General features: G+C 70.8%; 12 protein-coding genes. 11 read left to right on the forward strand and 1 reads right to left on the reverse strand.

Annotation, left to right across the window (positions count from 1 at the left end; all coding sequences use genetic code 11):
- Positions 1 to 829: 829 nt before the first annotated feature.
- The gene (locus AB0898_RS08450) at positions 830 to 1,846 is read left to right on the forward strand and encodes a hypothetical protein (RefSeq protein WP_366802209.1); all 1,017 of its coding nucleotides are present in this window, start codon (positions 830 to 832) and stop codon (positions 1,844 to 1,846) included.
- Positions 1,847 to 1,880: 34 nt separating this feature from the next.
- The gene (locus tag AB0898_RS08455; RefSeq protein ID WP_366802063.1) at positions 1,881 to 2,279 is read left to right on the forward strand and encodes a hypothetical protein; all 399 of its coding nucleotides are present in this window, start codon (positions 1,881 to 1,883) and stop codon (positions 2,277 to 2,279) included.
- Between the two features lie 22 nt (positions 2,280 to 2,301).
- On the opposite strand, the gene AB0898_RS08460 is transcribed toward AB0898_RS08455, so the two are convergent.
- Positions 2,302 to 2,952 (reverse strand): class I SAM-dependent methyltransferase, encoded by a 651-nt coding sequence (locus tag AB0898_RS08460; RefSeq protein WP_366802064.1) that lies wholly within the window; start codon positions 2,950 to 2,952, stop codon positions 2,302 to 2,304.
- A 960-nt stretch (positions 2,953 to 3,912) separates the two neighbouring features.
- Here AB0898_RS08460 and AB0898_RS08465 point away from each other — a divergent pair.
- The 9 genes from AB0898_RS08465 (at position 3,913) to AB0898_RS08505 (ending at position 15,564) form a co-directional block, all read left to right on the forward strand.
- Positions 3,913 to 5,187 (forward strand): amidohydrolase, encoded by a 1,275-nt coding sequence (locus tag AB0898_RS08465; protein ID WP_366802066.1) that lies wholly within the window; start codon positions 3,913 to 3,915, stop codon positions 5,185 to 5,187.
- Positions 5,188 to 6,444: 1,257 nt separating this feature from the next.
- Complete coding sequence (locus tag AB0898_RS08470; protein ID WP_366802067.1) at positions 6,445 to 7,503, forward strand: BMP family ABC transporter substrate-binding protein; 1,059 nt, start codon at positions 6,445 to 6,447, stop codon at positions 7,501 to 7,503.
- A gap of 258 nt (positions 7,504 to 7,761) precedes the next feature.
- Entirely contained in the window at positions 7,762 to 9,288 is a 1,527-nt protein-coding gene (locus AB0898_RS08475; protein ID WP_407078307.1) for an ABC transporter ATP-binding protein, read from the forward strand.
- Positions 9,285 to 10,412: an ABC transporter permease gene (locus tag AB0898_RS08480; protein ID WP_366802068.1), complete on the forward strand. Its 1,128-nt coding sequence runs from the start codon at positions 9,285 to 9,287 to the stop codon at positions 10,410 to 10,412. Before AB0898_RS08475 ends, AB0898_RS08480 begins: the two co-directional genes overlap by 4 nt.
- Entirely contained in the window at positions 10,412 to 11,701 is a 1,290-nt protein-coding gene (locus AB0898_RS08485; protein WP_366802069.1) for an ABC transporter permease, read from the forward strand. Before AB0898_RS08480 ends, AB0898_RS08485 begins: the two co-directional genes overlap by 1 nt.
- Entirely contained in the window at positions 11,698 to 12,099 is a 402-nt protein-coding gene (locus AB0898_RS08490; protein WP_161178717.1) for a cytidine deaminase, read from the forward strand. The genes AB0898_RS08485 and AB0898_RS08490 overlap by 4 nt, the downstream gene beginning before the upstream one ends.
- Positions 12,100 to 12,168: 69 nt before the next feature.
- Positions 12,169 to 13,452 carry a thymidine phosphorylase gene (locus AB0898_RS08495; RefSeq protein WP_366802211.1) on the forward strand — a complete coding sequence of 428 codons (1,284 nt, stop codon included), beginning with the start codon at positions 12,169 to 12,171 and terminating at the stop codon, positions 13,450 to 13,452.
- 895 nt (positions 13,453 to 14,347) lie between these two features.
- Positions 14,348 to 15,076, forward strand: a complete 729-nt coding sequence (locus AB0898_RS08500; RefSeq protein WP_366802071.1) for a hypothetical protein — start codon at positions 14,348 to 14,350, stop codon at positions 15,074 to 15,076.
- 92 nt (positions 15,077 to 15,168) lie between these two features.
- Positions 15,169 to 15,564: a helix-turn-helix domain-containing protein gene (locus tag AB0898_RS08505; RefSeq protein ID WP_366802072.1), complete on the forward strand. Its 396-nt coding sequence runs from the start codon at positions 15,169 to 15,171 to the stop codon at positions 15,562 to 15,564.
- The last annotated feature ends 547 nt before the right edge of the window (positions 15,565 to 16,111 follow it).

The following is a 16,111-nucleotide window of genomic DNA, read 5'->3' on the forward strand; positions in this document are numbered from 1 at the left end:
TGCGGGGCTGTCCTCCGGACCGGTCCCGGTTCAGGGTCCTGAAGCGGGGCTGTCCTTCGGGGCGGTCGCGATGCCGGGTTCCGAAGCGGGGCTGTCCTCCGGGGCGGCTTCGTCCGGGGTCTCTGGTTTGGGGCTGTCCTTCGGGGCGGTCCCGGTGCCGGGTTCCGAAGCGGGGCTGTCCTCTGAGGCAGCTTCGTCCGGGGTCTCTGGTGCGGGGCTGTCCTCCGGGGCGGCTCCGGTCCCGGGTTCTGGTGTGGGGCTGTCTTCCGGGGCGGCTCCGTCCGGGATCTCTGGTGCGGGGCTGTCCTTCGGGGCGGCTCCGGTCCAGGGTTCCGGCCCGGGGCCGTTCTCCGGGGGGTTCTCGCGCCGGGCCACCGGCGGGGAGCCGTCCTCCGCCCCCGAAACCGACCGTCCGCCCCGGCCCACGCCGGTCCAGCCGTCCCCGGCGGGGCGGGGGCGGCGGTCTTCGGGGGGCGGGGAGTACGGGGACGTCGTGCCCGGGGCTTCGGGGGGCGAGGTGGGCGGGGAAGCCGTACCCCGGGCTTCGAGGGATGAGGTGCGCGGGGAAGCCGTACCCCTGGCCTCGGAGGGTGACGTGCGTGGGGAAGCCGTGCCCCCGGCTTCGGGGGACGAGGTACGTGAGGAAGCCGTACCCCAGCCCCCGAGGGGCGACGTGCGTGAGCAATCCGTACCCCGGACTTCGAGGGACGAGGTGCGCGGGGAAGCCGTACCCCAGCCCCCGAGGGGCGACGTGCGTGAGCAATCCGTACCCCGGGCTTCGAGGGACGAGGTGCGCGAGGAAGCCGTACCCCTGGCCTCGGAGGGTGACGTGCGCGGGGAATCCGTACCCCCGGCTTCGGAAGGCGCCGCGCGCGAGCAATCCGTACCCGCGCTGACCCTCGTCGTGCTCGCGCCCACCGACCCCATGACCCGGGGCCAGCTGCGGCGGATGGCGGAGCTGGCGCGGGAGGAGGGGTACCGGGTGCGGTGGGAGGAGGCGCGGGGCGGGGCGAGCGCGCCGTTGCGGACGGTGGGGGCGCTGGCGGGGCCGTTGCGGCGGGCGGAGCGGATCGTCATGGGCGACCCGTTCTCCCGGTACGTACAGCTCCTGCTGACCATCACCCGTGCCCGTGACCTGGTCGTCGTGGACGACGGGACGGCCACGATGGAGTTCGTCACCCAACTGGCCCGGGGCGAACGGCTGGTGCGCTGGCACCGCAAGGGCGGCCGCCCCGGCCCCCGCGACCTGCTCCTCGCCCCCGTGTCGGCCACCGCCCGCCGCCGGCTCACCCCGGCCGCGGGCCGTCGCGTCGAGGTCTTCTCCGCCATGCCGGTGACCGAGACCCCGGACGGCGTGACGGTCACCGCGAACGACTTCGCCTGGACCCGCGCCCGCTTCGGCCCGCCCCGCATCACCAGGGGCGCCGACCTGGTGGGCACCTCCCTGGTGGAGACCGGCGTGGTGGACGCCGACCGCTATGTGGAGGCCGTACACACCCTGGCCAAGACGCATGGCGCCACCCGCTACTTCGCCCACCGTCGCGAAAGCACCGCCAAGCTGCACCGCCTGGCCGGCGAGACCGGGCTGGAGATCGTCCGCCCCGACCTCCCCCTGGAGCTGACCGCCCGCCGCGGCCCCATCGGCCGTACGGTCCTCAGCTTCCCCTCCACCGTCGTCCACACCCTCCCCCTGGCCCTCAAGGGCACCGGCGTCCGCGTGGCCGTCTGCGACGTGGACCCCGACTGGCTCACCCAGAACGCCTCACCGCGCGCCCAGGGCTTCCTGTCCGGCGTGACGGGAACGGCGCGTGACGTGCACCGGCTGGCGTCGGTGCGGACGGTGTAGGGGTGGTGTCAGTGGGGGCTGCGATGCTGCGGGGATGACCCCCTGGAACCTGCTGGAACTCGACCGGGCCCTGCGGACGAGCTGGGCCGCCGACACGTGCTCGCCCGACGACCTGGACGACTGGCGCCCCGGCAATCCGGCCCGGGGGCACTGCGACATCACCGCGCTGCTCGTCCACGACCTCTTCGGCGGCGAGCTGGTGTGCGGCGAGGTGCGCCTGGACGGCGCCCCGCACGGCTACCACTGGTGGAACCGGCTGCCCAACGGCATCGAACTCGACCTGACCCGCGAGCAGTTCCGGCGCGGCCAGACCATCACCACGCTCCGTGCCGTAGAGCGTCCGCCGGGCCCGGCGCCGCGCCGCTGGGCCGAGTACCTGCTGCTGCGCGAGCGGGTCGCGGCGCGGCTCGGCCCGCTGCCGGAGCCGGGCTGAGCCGCCGGCCCGCCCGGGTGGGCTACTTCCGCGCCAGTACGAACCCCCGCGCCCGCCGCTCGTCCTCCTGCGGCTCCCGCAGAATCGTCGCCACGGGGGTGAGCCCCGCCTCGGACAGCAGCCCCGCCATCTGCTCCGGGGTGCGCCAGTAGTAGTCGAGGTCGATGGCGTGCCCGAAGCGTTCGGTCAGATGGAGGTGGCCGGTGTCCGTACGGGTCTGGAAGGCCAGCAGTACGTGCCCGCCGGGGACCAGCGTGCGGCGGAACCCGGCGAAGACGGCGGGCAGCTGCGCGTCGGGGACGTGGATCGTGGAGTAGAGCGCGAGGATTCCGCCCAGCGTGCCGTCCGGCAGGTCCAGGGCGGTCATCGAGCCGACGTGGAACCGGAGTTGAGGATGCGCGCCGCGCGCGAGCGCGACCATCTCGGGGGAGACGTCCACCCCGAAGGCCGGCACCCCCAGCTCGTGCAGATACGCGGTGACATACCCCGGCCCGCTCCCCACATCGGCCACCGGCTCCGGCCCGTTCGCCACCACCAGCCGCACGAACGACGCCACCAGCGCCTGGTCCAGCGGATACGTCAGCGAGGACGGGTGCTCGGCGGTGTACTCCTTGGCGATCGCGTCGTAGGAGGAACGGGTGGCCTGCAAAAACCCAGCGCGCGTGTCGTTCACGCCCCCGCACCCTACCCGTCCCCCACCCCACCCGACACGACCGCCGCCCCCCACCCCCAACTCCGCCCAGACCCCACACCCACGGCCTCGCGCCCGCTCCCCACAGCTGCCGGCCGCCCGACTCCGGCTCCCCACTCGACTCACGGCCTCGCACCCACCCCGCCCGGGCCCCGGTCCGCCGCCCGACCCCGCTCCGCGCCCCGCGCTCGCGCCCCATCCCGCACCGGGGGCCGTCCTCTGCCTCGCCCAAGCCCGTGCTCGCGGCCCGCACCCAGTCCCGCCCGGGGCCCGCCTCCGGCCCGCCGCCCAACCCCGTCCGGACCCGCGCCCGGAATCCTCGCTCGCAGCCGGCGCCCGCCCCGCACGGGAGCTGTCCCCGGCCCGCGGCCCAACCCCGTCCGGGCCGCCGCCCGACCCCGCTCCGAGCCCCGCGCTCGCGTTTCATCCCGCACCGGGGGCCCGTCCTCTGCCTCGCCCAAGCCCGTGCTCGCAGCCGCCCACGCCCAGTCCCGCCCGGGGCCCGCCTCCGGCCCGCCGCCCGACCTCGTCCGGACCGCGCCCGGAATCCTCGCCCAAGTTCGCAGCCCACGCCCATCCCGCCCGGGGCCCGTTCCCGGCCCACGCCGAACCTCGTCCAAGCCGCGCCCGGGATTCTCGCTCGCAGCCGGCGCCCGCCCCGCACGGGAGCTGTCCCCGGCCCGCGGCCCAACCCCGTCCAGGCCACCCCCCAACCCCGCCCAAGCCCCGCGCACGCGGCACGCTGGTCCGGTTCGTGGACAAAGCGCGCGGGGGCGCGTCAGGCGTGGTATCCGTGGAAGGAGAAAGAAAGGTTTTACCCACCCCAGCCCACCGCCATGCGTCCGCCAGTCGAATTTTCTTCCCTCTCACGGGTTGAACTTTTGTTGATCGAGGGTCAGTTGACCGGCCGGGCGTCCTACCCTTCAGAGGGTGAACCGATTGATGCTCCGAGAGACCGAGGCCGACCTGCCCGGGGATGTGCTCCCCGGCGCGCTCAGCGCGTCCCTGCACGCGGAACTCGTCGAGTTCCGCCGCGACTTGCACATGCACCCCGAACTGGGCAACCAGGAGTTCCGTACCACCGCCGCGATCAAGGAGCGGCTGGAGCGGGCCGGGCTCACCCCCCGCGTCCTGTCCACCGGAACGGGTCTCATCTGCGACATCGGGCTCACCGACGGCCACGGCACCCGCATCGACGGCCACGGCACCCGCATCACCGACGACGGCCGCCCCGCCGTACCCCTGCTGGCCCTGCGGGCCGACATCGACGCGCTGCCCATCCCGGACACCAAGAGCGACTGCGGCTACCGCTCCACCGTCCCCGGCCGCGCCCACGCCTGCGGCCACGACGTGCACACCACCGTGGTCCTCGGCACCGGCCTGGTCCTCGCCGACCTGCACGCCAAGGGCCTGCTGTCCCGCCCCGTACGGCTGATCTTCCAGCCGGCCGAGGAGCAGCTCCCCGGCGGCGCGCTCACCGCCATCGCGGACGGCGCGCTGGAAGGCGTCGGCCGCATCCTCGCGCTGCACTGCGACCCCAAGGTCGAGACCGGCCGCATCGGCCTGCGCCACGGCCCCATCACCAGCGCCTGCGACAAGCTGGACGTCGCCCTGGACGGCCCCGGCGGCCACACCGCTCGCCCGCACCTGACCACCGACCTGGTCACGGCGGCCGCCCGCGTCGTCACCGACGTGCCCGCGGTGATCAGCCGCCGCGTCGACACCCGCAGCGGCCTCGCCCTGACCTGGGGCCGTATCGAGTCGGGCCACGCGCCGAACGTCATCCCGCAGCACGCCGAACTCTCCGGCACCGTCCGTTGCCTGGACCTCGACGCCTGGCGCGACGCCCCCGACATCGTGCACGCCGCCATCGACGAGGTCGCCACCCTGCACGGCGCCAAGTCCGAGATCACGTACGTGCGCGGGGTGCCCCCGGTCGTCAACGACCAGGAATCCGCCGACCTGTTGCGCCGCGCGATGGTCGCCCGCCGGGGTCTGGACTCCGTCGAGACCACCGAACAGAGCCTCGGCGGCGAGGACTTCTCCTGGTACCTGGAACACGTCCCCGGCGCCATGGCCCGCCTCGGCGTCCGCCGCCCCGGCGAGCGCACCGTACGCGACCTGCACCAGGGCGACTTCGACGCCGACGAGAACGCGATCACGGTCGGAGTGGAACTGTTCACCGCCGCCGCCCTGATGGGCACCCCGGAACTCTGACGCGAGGGCGGCCGGCCCGTTACGCGGGCCGCCCTACGGGTCGTAGCGCGGGCGCTGCGCGGGCTGTCACGCAGACCTATCGTGTGGGCCGCCCCACGGGCCGCAGCGCGAGCCGCCGCGCCAGCTGTCGCGCGGGCCCGTCGTCCGGGTCGTAGTGCGGCCGTCACGCGGGGCCGTCGTGCGGGCGGGCCCCACGGGTCATAGCGCGAGTTGCCCCGCAGGCTGTCGTGTGGGGCGCCCTGCGGGTCGTGGCGCGAGCTGCCCTGCGGTTTTCGTGCGAGCTGCCGCACGGCTATCACGTGGGCCCGTCGGGCGGGTGGGCCCCGCCGGTCGTGGCGCGAGCTGCCCTGCGGCCGTCACGCAGACCTGTCGTGCGGGCTGCCCCGCAGGTGATGGCGCGAGCTGGCCAGCGGCCCCGTCGTGCGAGCTGCCGCGCAGGTCGTCGCGCGAGTGGGCGCGCGGCCGTCACGCAGACCTGTCGTGTGGGCCACCCCACGGGCCGTAGCGCGAGCTGCCGCGCCAGCTGTTACGCGGGCCTGTCGTGTGGGTCGGCCCTGTGGGTCGTAGTGCGAGCTGCCCCGCAGGTTGTCGCGCGGCCGTCACGCGGGCCTGTCGTGTGGGTCGGCCCTGCGGACTTCGTGCGAGCTGCCGCGCGGCTATCACGCGGGCCCGTCGGGCGGGCGGGCCCCACGGGTCATAGCGCGAGTTGCCGGCAGGCTGTCGTGCGGGCCGCCCTACGGGCCGTAGCGCGAGCAGCCCTGCGGCCGTCACGCAGACCCGTCGTGCGAGCTGCCCCGCAGGCTGGCGCGAGGCCGTCACTCAGACCGTCGTGTGGCCCGTCATGTGGTCCGTCGTGCGGGCGTCACGCGGACCGTCGTGCGGCCGCCACACCCGGCCGCCGAACGGGCCGACGGACGGCCCGACGGACGGCCCGCCCGACAGACCGCCGGACGGCTCGCCGCACCCGCCGTCTCGCGCCCGCGCCGCCCGCCGTCACGCACACCCCGTCCGCCCCCGCAACACACCCGCAAGCCATTTGTTCCGCCCCCGAAACAAAGGCAGGACGCACCTGCCAGGCCGAGTTCAGGCCCCGTTTGCCTCGGTTCGATAACGGCCGCCCGAGAGGTGTTTTTCTGACATCTACGCGCGTTACGATGCCGCGAGCCGACGCCGCCGGGGCGCTCGGCCGGAGCACCGCTCCTCGGTGCTCACATCAAGCGCCATCGTGGCGCTCAGGTCAGGTGAAGGAGCCTTCCCGTGCGCCGGGTAGCCAAGCTTTCCGCTGCGTGTATAGCGACCGCAGCCCTCGCCCTCTCTGCCACCGCCTGTGGCAGCACCTCCTCCGAGAACGACAAGGCCTCCTCCGGCTCGTCGGGCGACGGCAAGGGTGTCAAGATCGGTCTCGCCTTCGACGTCGGCGGCCGCGGTGACCACTCCTTCAACGACTCCGCCGCGCGCGGCACCGACAAGGCGTCGAAGGAGTTCGACGGCTCGGTCAAGGACCTGACCGCCAAGGCCACCGACACCGAGGCCGACCGCGAGCAGCGCCTGTCCGACCTGGCCGACGCGGGCTACAACCCGATCGTCGCCGTCGGTTACGCCTACGCCACCTCCGTGACCAAGGTCGCCGCGAAGTACCCGAAGACCAACTTCGGCATCGTCGACTCGGTCGTGAAGGCCCCGAACGCCGACAGCATCACCTTCACCGAGGAGCAGGGCTCGTACCTGGCCGGTGTCGCCGCGGCGCTGAAGACCAAGACCAAGCACGTCGGCTTCATCGGCGGCGTCGACGTCCCGCTGATCAAGAAGTTCCAGGCGGGCTACGTCCAGGGCGTCAAGGACACCAACCCGAAGATCAAGGTCGACGTCCAGTACCTGAGCCACGGCTCGGACACCTCCGGTTTCGCCAGCCCCGACAAGGGCAAGGAAGCCGCCCAGGGCATGCTGGACAACGGCGCCGACATCGTCTACTCGGCGGCCGGCTCCTCCGGCAACGGCGCCATCGAGGCCGTCAACGGCAAGAAGGGCGCCTGGGCGATCGGCGTCGACTCGGACCAGTACAACATCCCGGGTCTGGCCAAGTACAAGAGCTCGATCCTGACCTCGGTCGTCAAGAACGTCGACGTCGGCGTCTACGACTTCATCAAGTCCGTCCACGACGGCAAGCCGCTGACCGGCAACAACGTCTACTCGCTGGCCAAGAACGGCGTTTCGCTGGCCACCAGTGGCGGCTTCATCGACGACATCCAGCCCAAGCTGGACGCCGCGAAGAAGAAGATCGTCGACGGCTCGGTCAAGGTCAAGACCACTCCGTGATCTGACCCGGTCCACCAGGACCATGGCTCGGCGTGGGGGCGCCTGGGCCCTGTCGTCAACCTCCCGCCCGCGGTGCGACGGGAGGTTGACGACAGGACCCGGTGCTCCCCGCCGGGCCATAACAATGTGTCAACTCTACGCGTGTAGCGCCGAGTTGCCGCGCTAGCGTCGCCGACGCCTGCCCTCCCTCCCCAACGCAGCCCCTTCCCCCGAGGAGAGTGCGCCATCAACGCGTCCAGCCCTCCCGCTGCCGTCGAACTGCGCGGCATCACCAAGCGTTTCCCCGGCGTCGTCGCCAACCGCGACATCGACATCACGGTCCGCACCGGCACGGTTCATGCCCTGTGCGGCGAGAACGGCGCCGGCAAGTCCACCCTGATGAAGATCCTCTACGGCATGCAGCAGCCGGACGAGGGCACCATCACCGTGGCCGGCGAACAGGTCGTCCTCAGCAATCCCGGTGACGCCATCGCGCGCGGTATCGGCATGGTGCACCAGCACTTCATGCTCGCCGACAACCTCACCGTCCTGGAGAACGTCGTCCTCGGCGCCGAGAAGCTGTACGGCATCGGCGGCAAGGCGCGCGCCAGGATCAGGGAGATTTCCGACGCCTACGGCCTGAACGTCCGCCCCGACGTCGTCGTCGAGCAGCTCGGCGTCGCCGACCGCCAGCGCGTGGAGATTCTCAAGGTCCTCTACCGCGGCGCCAAGACCCTGATCCTGGACGAGCCCACCGCCGTCCTGGTGCCCCAGGAGGTCGACGCCCTCTTCGACAACCTGCGCGAGCTCAAGGCCGAGGGCCTGACCGTCATCTTCATCTCCCACAAGCTGGGCGAGGTGCTGTCGGTCGCCGACGAGATCACCGTCATCCGGCGCGGCACGACCGTGGGCACGGCCGAGCCGAGCAGCACCACCCCCAAGCAGCTCGCCGAGCTGATGGTCGGCAGCGAACTGCCCACGCCCGAGACCGAGGAGTCCACGGTCACGGACGTACCCATGCTGGAGGTCACCGGGCTGCACCTCGCCCAGAAGGACCTCGACGGCGTGGAGCGGATCATCCTCGGCGAAGTCTCCCTCACCATCCACAAGGGCGAGGTCCTCGGCATCGCGGGCGTGGAGGGCAACGGCCAGTCCGAGCTGGTCGAGGCGATCATGGGCATGCGCTCCCCGGACGCCGGCGTCGTCGTGCTCGACGGCAAGGACATCTCCGCCGCGCCCACCCGCCGCCGCCGCGAGGCCGGCATCGGCTACGTCCCCGAGGACCGCCACCGCCACGGCCTGCTCCTGGAAGCGCCGCTGTGGGAGAACCGCATCCTCGGCCACGTCACCGAGCGCCCCAACTCCCGCCGCGGCCTGCTCGACCCGAAGGCCGCCCGCGCGGACACCGAGCGGATCGTCGCCGACTACGACGTGCGCACGCCCGGCATCGACGTGACCGCGGCCTCGCTGTCCGGCGGCAACCAGCAGAAGCTGATCGTCGGCCGCGAGATGAGCCACGACCCCAAGCTGCTCATCGCCGCCCACCCCACCCGCGGTGTGGACGTCGGCGCCCAGGCGGCCATCTGGGACTACATCCGCGAGGCCCGCCGCGCGGGTCTGGCGGTCCTGCTGATCTCCGCCGACCTGGACGAGCTGATCGGCCTCTCCGACACCCTGCGGGTGATGTTCCGCGGCCGTCTGGTCGCCGACGCCGACCCCGCCACGATCACCCCCGAGGAGCTGGGCTCCGCCATGACCGGTGCCGCCTCCGGCCACCTGGAGCACACAGAGGACGCCGACCGATGAACAAGCTCACCTCACGGATCGACAAGGAGCGGCTGTTCCTCGGCATAGCCGCGCCGCTGCTCGCCGTCGTCGCCGCGCTCGTGGTCACCGCGCTGGTGATCCTCGCGACCGGCAAGAACCCGGGCGCCGCGTTCAGCGACATGGTGACCTACGGCTTCGCCAGCGACAGCCAGGTCTACATCCTGAACAAGGCGACGACGTACTACCTCGCGGGCGTCGCGGTGGCCATCGGCTTCCGCATGAACCTGTTCAACATCGGTGTCGACGGCCAGTACCGCCTCGCCGCGTTCGTCGCCGCCGCCGTCGGCGGCGCGCTCACCGTGCCGGGCTGGCTCGCCATCCCGCTGATCCTCCTGTGTGCCATGGGCACCGGCGCCCTGTGGGCGGCCATCGCGGGCGTCCTCAAGGTGACCCGGGGCGTCAGCGAGGTCATCGCGACGATCATGCTGAACGCGATCGCGACCGCGGTCATCGGCTACCTCCTCCAGCCGGGCAAGCTCGGCCAGCTCGACGACGGCGGCACCCTGGTCTCCACCAAGCCGCTGCCCTCCTCGTCCTTCCTGCCGAACATCGACACCGGCCCGGCCGGCGTCCTCGACAGCCTCATCGTGCTCGCCGTGGTCGTCGGCGTGGCGTACTGGTTCATCCTCGGCCGCACCCGCTTCGGCTACGACCTGCGCACGGTCGGCCAGTCCGAGTCGGCCGCCGCCGCGAGCGGCGTCAGCGTCAAGAAGATGGTCGCCACCAGCATGATCATCTCCGGTGCGGTGGCCGGTCTCATCGGCATGCCGACGCTGCTGAACGAGGGCCACCAGTACGACAACAGCTTCCCGGTGGGCATCGGCTTCACCGGTATCGCCATCGCGCTGCTCGGCCGCAACCACCCGATCGGCATCGCGCTCGGCGCCCTCCTGTGGGGCTTCCTGGAGCGCACCACCAACCACCTGGAGTTCCAGGGCTACGACAAGGAGATCCTCGGCGTGATCCAGGGCGTCATCGTCCTGTGCGTCGTGATCGCCTACGAGGTCGTCCGCCGCTACGGCCTCAAGCGCCAGCAGCAGCGCGTCGGCGCCGAACTCGCCGCCCAGGCCGCCAAGCCGACCGAGATGCAGGAGGTGGCGTGATGACCGCCACGATGACGGACGCGCCGCCGCCCGCGGCGCCCAAGGCCCCGGGCGGCGCCGACAAGCGCCAGGGCCGCTCCACCACCCGGCTCTTCCTGATCATCGCCGGAGCCCTGCTGCTCGTCGCCGTGGTCCGTCTGATCACCGGCGCCCACCAGCTCACCTCCGAGGGCCAGGTCAACGCCGCCCTCGGGCTCGCCGTGCCGATCGGCCTCGCCGGTCTGGCCGGTCTGTGGTCCGAGCGGGCCGGCGTCGTCAACATCGGCCTCGAAGGCATGATGATCCTCGGCACCTTCGGCGCCGGCTGGATCGGCTGGCAGTCCAGCCCCTGGCTCGGCCTGCTGTGCGGCATCGGCTTCGGCGTCCTCGGCGGCCTCGTGCACGCGGTCGCCACGGTCACCTTCGGCGTCGACCACATCGTCTCCGGTGTCGCGGTCAACCTGCTCGCGCTCGGTGCCACGCAGTACCTCGCCAAGCTCTTCTTCGCCGGCGGCAAGGCCTCCGAGGCGGGCGGCAACCCCAAGCAGTCCCCGCCGGTCGACTCGCTCGGCGACATCACCGTGCCCGGACTGTCCGACGCGCTGCACTCGGTCGAGCAACACCACTGGTTCCTCATCTCCGACATCGCGGGCATCCTCGGCGGTATCGTCACCGACGTGTCCGTGGTGACGATCCTGGCTGCGCTGCTCTTCGTGGGCAGCTGGTGGGTGCTGTGGCGCACCGCGTTCGGCCTGCGGCTGCGCTCCTGCGGCGAGAACCCGGTCGCGGCCGAGTCCCTCGGCGTCAACGTCTACCGCTACAAGTACGCCGCCGTCGCCATCTCCGGCGGTCTCGCCGGACTCGGCGGCGCCTTCCTCGCGCTGGTCACCTCGCACACCTACCTGGAGGGCCAGACCGGTGGCCGCGGCTACATCGGCCTCGCGGCAATGATCTTCGGCAACTGGCGGCCCGGCGGCCTGGCCATGGGCGCGGCCCTGTTCGGCTACTCCGACGCGCTCCAGCTGCGCAACGGCGGCGTCACCGTGCACGCCCTGCTGCTCCTGCTGGTCGTGCTGCTCGCCGCCCTCGCGGCCTGGAAGGTGTACCGCAAGGCCCTGTGGCAGGGCATCGTCAGCGCCGTCGTGGCCCTCGTCGTCCTGGCCTGGTACACGCTCACCGACGAGGTCCCGAGCGACTTCGTGGGCGCCACGCCGTACGTCGTCACGCTGCTCGTGCTCTCCCTGTCCGCGCAGCGGCTGCGGATGCCGAAGGCGGACGGCATGCGGTACCGGAAGGGACAGGGCAAGTGACCACCGCGACCGCGTTCGACTGGGAGGCGCTGCGCGCCGAGGCCCGCGAGGCCATGGCCCACGCCTACGCCCCCTACTCCGGCTATCCGGTCGGCGTGGCGGCCCAGGTGGACGACGGCCGCACGGTCACCGGCTGCAACGTGGAGAACGCCTCCTACGGGCTCGGCCTGTGCGCCGAGTGCGGGCTCGTCTCCCAGCTCCAGCGCACCGGCGGCGGACGTTTGACACACTTCACCTGTGTGGACGGCACCGGCGCCCTCCTCGTGCCGTGCGGCCGCTGCCGTCAGCTGCTGTACGAGTTCGGCGGTCCCGGACTGCTCCTTGACACCCCCGAGGGCGTCCTCCCGCTCTCCGAGATGCTGCCCCAGGCCTTCGGCCCGGACCATCTCACCAAGTAAGTCCGTACGGCCCCTCTGCCCGCTCGCGAGCAGGGGGGCCGTACACCTGCACCTCCCGGAAGGAACACCCTGCCCATGGACGCCATCTCCGTCATCCGCACCAAGCGGGACCGCGCCGCACTGACCGACGAACAGATTGACTGGGTCATCGACGCGTACACCCGCGGCGAGGTCGCCGATTACCAGATGGCCGCCCTCAACATGGCCATCCTGCTCAACGGCATGGACCGCCGGGAGATCGCCCGCTGGACCGCCGCGATGATCGCCTCCGGCGAGCGCATGGACTTCTCCTCGCTGTCCCGCCCGACCGCCGACAAGCACTCCACGGGTGGCGTCGGCGACAAGATCACGCTGCCGCTGGCGCCCCTCGTGGCGGCCTGCGGCGCGGCCGTACCGCAGCTCTCCGGCCGCGGCCTCGGCCACACCGGCGGCACCCTCGACAAGCTGGAGTCCATCCCCGGCTGGCGCGCGCTGCTCTCCAACGAGGAGATGCTGTCGGTGCTGGACGGCGTCGGCGCGGTGATCTGCGCGGCGGGCGACGGCCTGGCCCCCGCCGACAAGAAGCTGTACGCCCTGCGCGACGTGACGGGCACGGTGGAGGCGATTCCGCTGATCGCCTCCTCCATCATGTCCAAGAAGATCGCCGAGGGCACCGGTTCCCTGGTCCTGGACGTGAAGGTCGGCTCCGGCGCCTTCATGAAGACCCTGGACGACGCCCGTGAGCTGGCCTCCACCATGGTGGGCCTCGGCACCGACCACGGCGTGAAGACGGTCGCCCTGCTGACCGACATGTCCACCCCGCTCGGCCTCACCGCGGGCAACGCCCTGGAGGTCCGCGAGTCCGTGGAGGTCCTCGCGGGCGGCGGTCCGGCGGACGTCGTCGAACTGACCCTCGCCCTGGCCCGCGAGATGCTCGACGCGGCCGGCCTGAAGGACGCCGACCCGGCCAAGGCCCTCGCCGACGGCTCCGCGATGGACGTCTGGCGCCGCATGATCGCCGCCCAGGGCGGCGACCCGGACGCGACCCTCCCCGTCGCCCGCGAACAGCACGTGGTTCTGGCCCCCGCCTCCGGCACCCTCACCCGCCTCGACGCCTACGACATCGGCCTCGCCGCCTGGCGCCTCGGCGCGGGCCGCGCCCGCAAGGAGGACCCGGTCCAGGCAGGCGCGGGCGTGGAGATGCACGCCAAGCCCGGCGACCAGGTCACCGCCGGCCAGCCCCTCCTCACCCTCCACACCGACACCCCGGACCGCTTCGAGTACGCCCTGGAAGCGACGGAGGGGTCGTTCGACATCGCGCCGTCCGGCACGGAGTTTGCGGCTTCGCCTGTGGTGCTGGGGCGGATCGCCTGATCCGGGGATTTCTTCGTCCCGAATGAGGTTCGGAAAGGATCACGACCGGTAGCGATGGGTATCTGTGCTGGTCAGACGCATGGTGCGGAGTGGCCTCGCGTGGGCTCGGTGGGCCTCGGCTGGAAGATCATCTCCCGGATTTCTCCCAATGGGGAGCGGCTACCTGCAGGATCGGCGCGGACCGCTGTGGTTGCAGCAGCAAGTTTGCGTGTCGGGTGAGCCTGTTGCGGCGGGCGCCGAGAGTGCGTCGTCGTCCCGTTCCACCGGGACTCGCGCCCCACCGCCCTGATCTCGCGCACGTTACGTCCGGCATGCGCTGGCTCTTCGTGGGGGCCCAGCACGCTTTCCTAAATGTCCATTTAGGGGTTCTGGGGTGTGCGGGAGCGTCCGTACCTGCGGTACGACCGTGACTGGTGTGGTCCGCGAACGGCGTCGTACATCGGTGAACGCAACCCGAGATGCAACCAAGCGCGCGCTAGACCGTGCTGTAGAAACTCGCAGTGGCGAGGGCATCGGATGCCCCATAATGCGGCTCCACACCATTTGAAGCGGACTGGGCTGGGGGACTTCTATGGCGGCGTGGGACGTACGACTGGAGCATTGGGCCATCCGGCTCTGGGCTCGCCACAGGCTCTGGCAGAGGAGATCCAGCCAGAGGTGGGGCTGGGCCGGGACTCGGAGGAGCGAGCTGGATGCGGCCATGGAGTCGTTGGGCATTCCGGTTGCTGAGGCACCGGGAGTACACGGCGTTCTTGGATCCTGGCGCCCTCGTTATGGAGCTTGTGCGCTGGCCGTCATATGCGGTTGGTTCGCCGTATGGGCAGCCGTCCGAGTCTCGCTCGCGCTAGTGGAATCTGGAGTTGCGTGGCTGCACTGGGCATGGGGCATCAAGGCAGTGGAGCACTACCGGTGGATGGGTAAACCGGAGAACCAAGTGGCCATGAGTTTTAGTGACTGGATGGTCATTCTGGTGATCATGTTCGGGGTGATTTTCGTGCCTGTATTGCATGCGATGCGGTGGAGTTCGACTGCGCAATATCGATTGGTCCGAGCGGTGATCGACGCTGTCATCGCCGGCGCCGAGGCAAGCGCAGCGCCTCGGGGAAGGGCGAAGGCCAAAGCGCTCCGGAATGTAGACCGAAGCTGCAGACTTGTCGAGCAGCGCCTCTTTCAGGTGCACACCATCGCGCGTTCGGTCCCGCGGCGTTCTTCCAGACTTCGACCGATCAAGCGGCATGCCGCGCTCGTCGCCGGTGCGCAACGGGTCGCGCTGCATCAAGTGGATGTGGCTCCGGCGCGTGCGCTCACCGAGCTTGCGCGTCTGCAGTTGGCCATCGCTGAGAATCACTTGTGTGGTCAGCAGGCAGCCCTTCTGTCTAGCGAGCGGCTACAGGAGGTACGGCCTGTGTCCCGCTTGCGCAACACCTGGCTCGAGTCGGCTCATATCGCGCTGGCAATCGTCGCAGCCATGGTTGCGGCGGTGCTCACGGCACGCGTACTGCCGGTCATCGGTGTGGGCGACGATCTGCGCCCGTGGCTAACTCTGGGAGCGAGTGTCCTCGCTGCGACTCTGGTAGCGGGCTGGGGTCGCGTTACGCGCATCATCGAGCTTCTGCCTGTCTGACGAGGTTGATGGTTCGACGGAACGTCCTTGCGGTGGGTGGGCGTCAGAACGGTGCTGCCTAGCGACGGCCTAACTGGTGTCACACTGGGCGGGTGAGAGCTGAGCTCGTCGGCATTGCCTCGCCTGCTCGGAGATTGCGCGGTGCAAGCATGAGTTCTGAGGGACCCAAGGTGGCCTACAGTCGCTGCCTGATCGGCGGCCGTTCAAAAAAGAAGCCTTGCGACCCTAAGCGTAAAGGGCGGATGACATACCCCGAGGTGGCCCGAGAATTGCGCGTCAGTGAGAACTGGCTGCGGGCCCACATCATGGAGCTGCCGCATGGGAAGATCGGCAAGTTTGTGTACTTTACCGAAAATGATCTCGAACGTATCGATGAGATGTTCCATTACGAGCCGGATGTGCGGTCGTCGCGGCCGGCAACGCGCCATCCAATCACGGAGCTGAAGCCCAGTTCACGAGCGCGCCCCAAGGTGAGCCCCAGTTCGTGAGCGCCGTCTGCTCCGTGGCCAGCTACGCGCTGGTGGTCGGCGACGGATGTCAGTGGTTCAGTTAGATAGGGAAAACCTTCAGGTCGTGCATCGAAACCGATCTGTTGGCAGAACCTAATCTCCTGGGTAAGTGGATGCACACCTTCCGCGAGATCCGTTCGGTGGGCTGAGTTCCGCTTTCATTCCCTCTCGTTCACTGGTGGATCTTCGCAGGGCCTCGGTCTGTCGCAGCTGAACATATTTCGGCCATTCATCCGCGCGCTGCGGCCTGTTGTGCACAATGTCGCTTTTGCGGTCTGGCGGTCTCCGCCATTCGCCGTGAAGATGCCCGCCGTAAGTGAGAACGGGGGAACATATGGGAGCTGCCTGGGGTACCAAGGCCCGGGGGAGGAAGAGGCACGAGGAGTCGGGAGCCGGCCAATGGCCGGGTGTCCCCACGCAGCGGGCACCGCACCTAGCTGATACCCCTCGGCCTGCCGAGGTGGAGCCGACGGCCACCGAGGTGACGAGGCTTCTGTGTCAGGCGGTGTACGCGCGTCCGGACCGA

The sequence above is a fragment of the Streptomyces sp. NPDC005435 genome (assembly GCF_040703155.1).
GTDB lineage: Bacteria > Actinomycetota > Actinomycetes > Streptomycetales > Streptomycetaceae > Streptomyces.

Coding starts and splice junctions, on each gene's coding strand:
- AB0898_RS08455 (WP_366802063.1), top strand. CDS start 1,881: ATGACCCCCTGGAACCTGCTGGAACTCGACCGGGCCCTGCGGACGAGC.
- AB0898_RS08485 (WP_366802069.1), top strand. CDS start 10,412: ATGACCGCCACGATGACGGACGCGCCGCCGCCCGCGGCGCCCAAGGCC.
- AB0898_RS08480 (WP_366802068.1), top strand. CDS start 9,285: ATGAACAAGCTCACCTCACGGATCGACAAGGAGCGGCTGTTCCTCGGC.
- AB0898_RS08465 (WP_366802066.1), top strand. CDS start 3,913: ATGCTCCGAGAGACCGAGGCCGACCTGCCCGGGGATGTGCTCCCCGGC.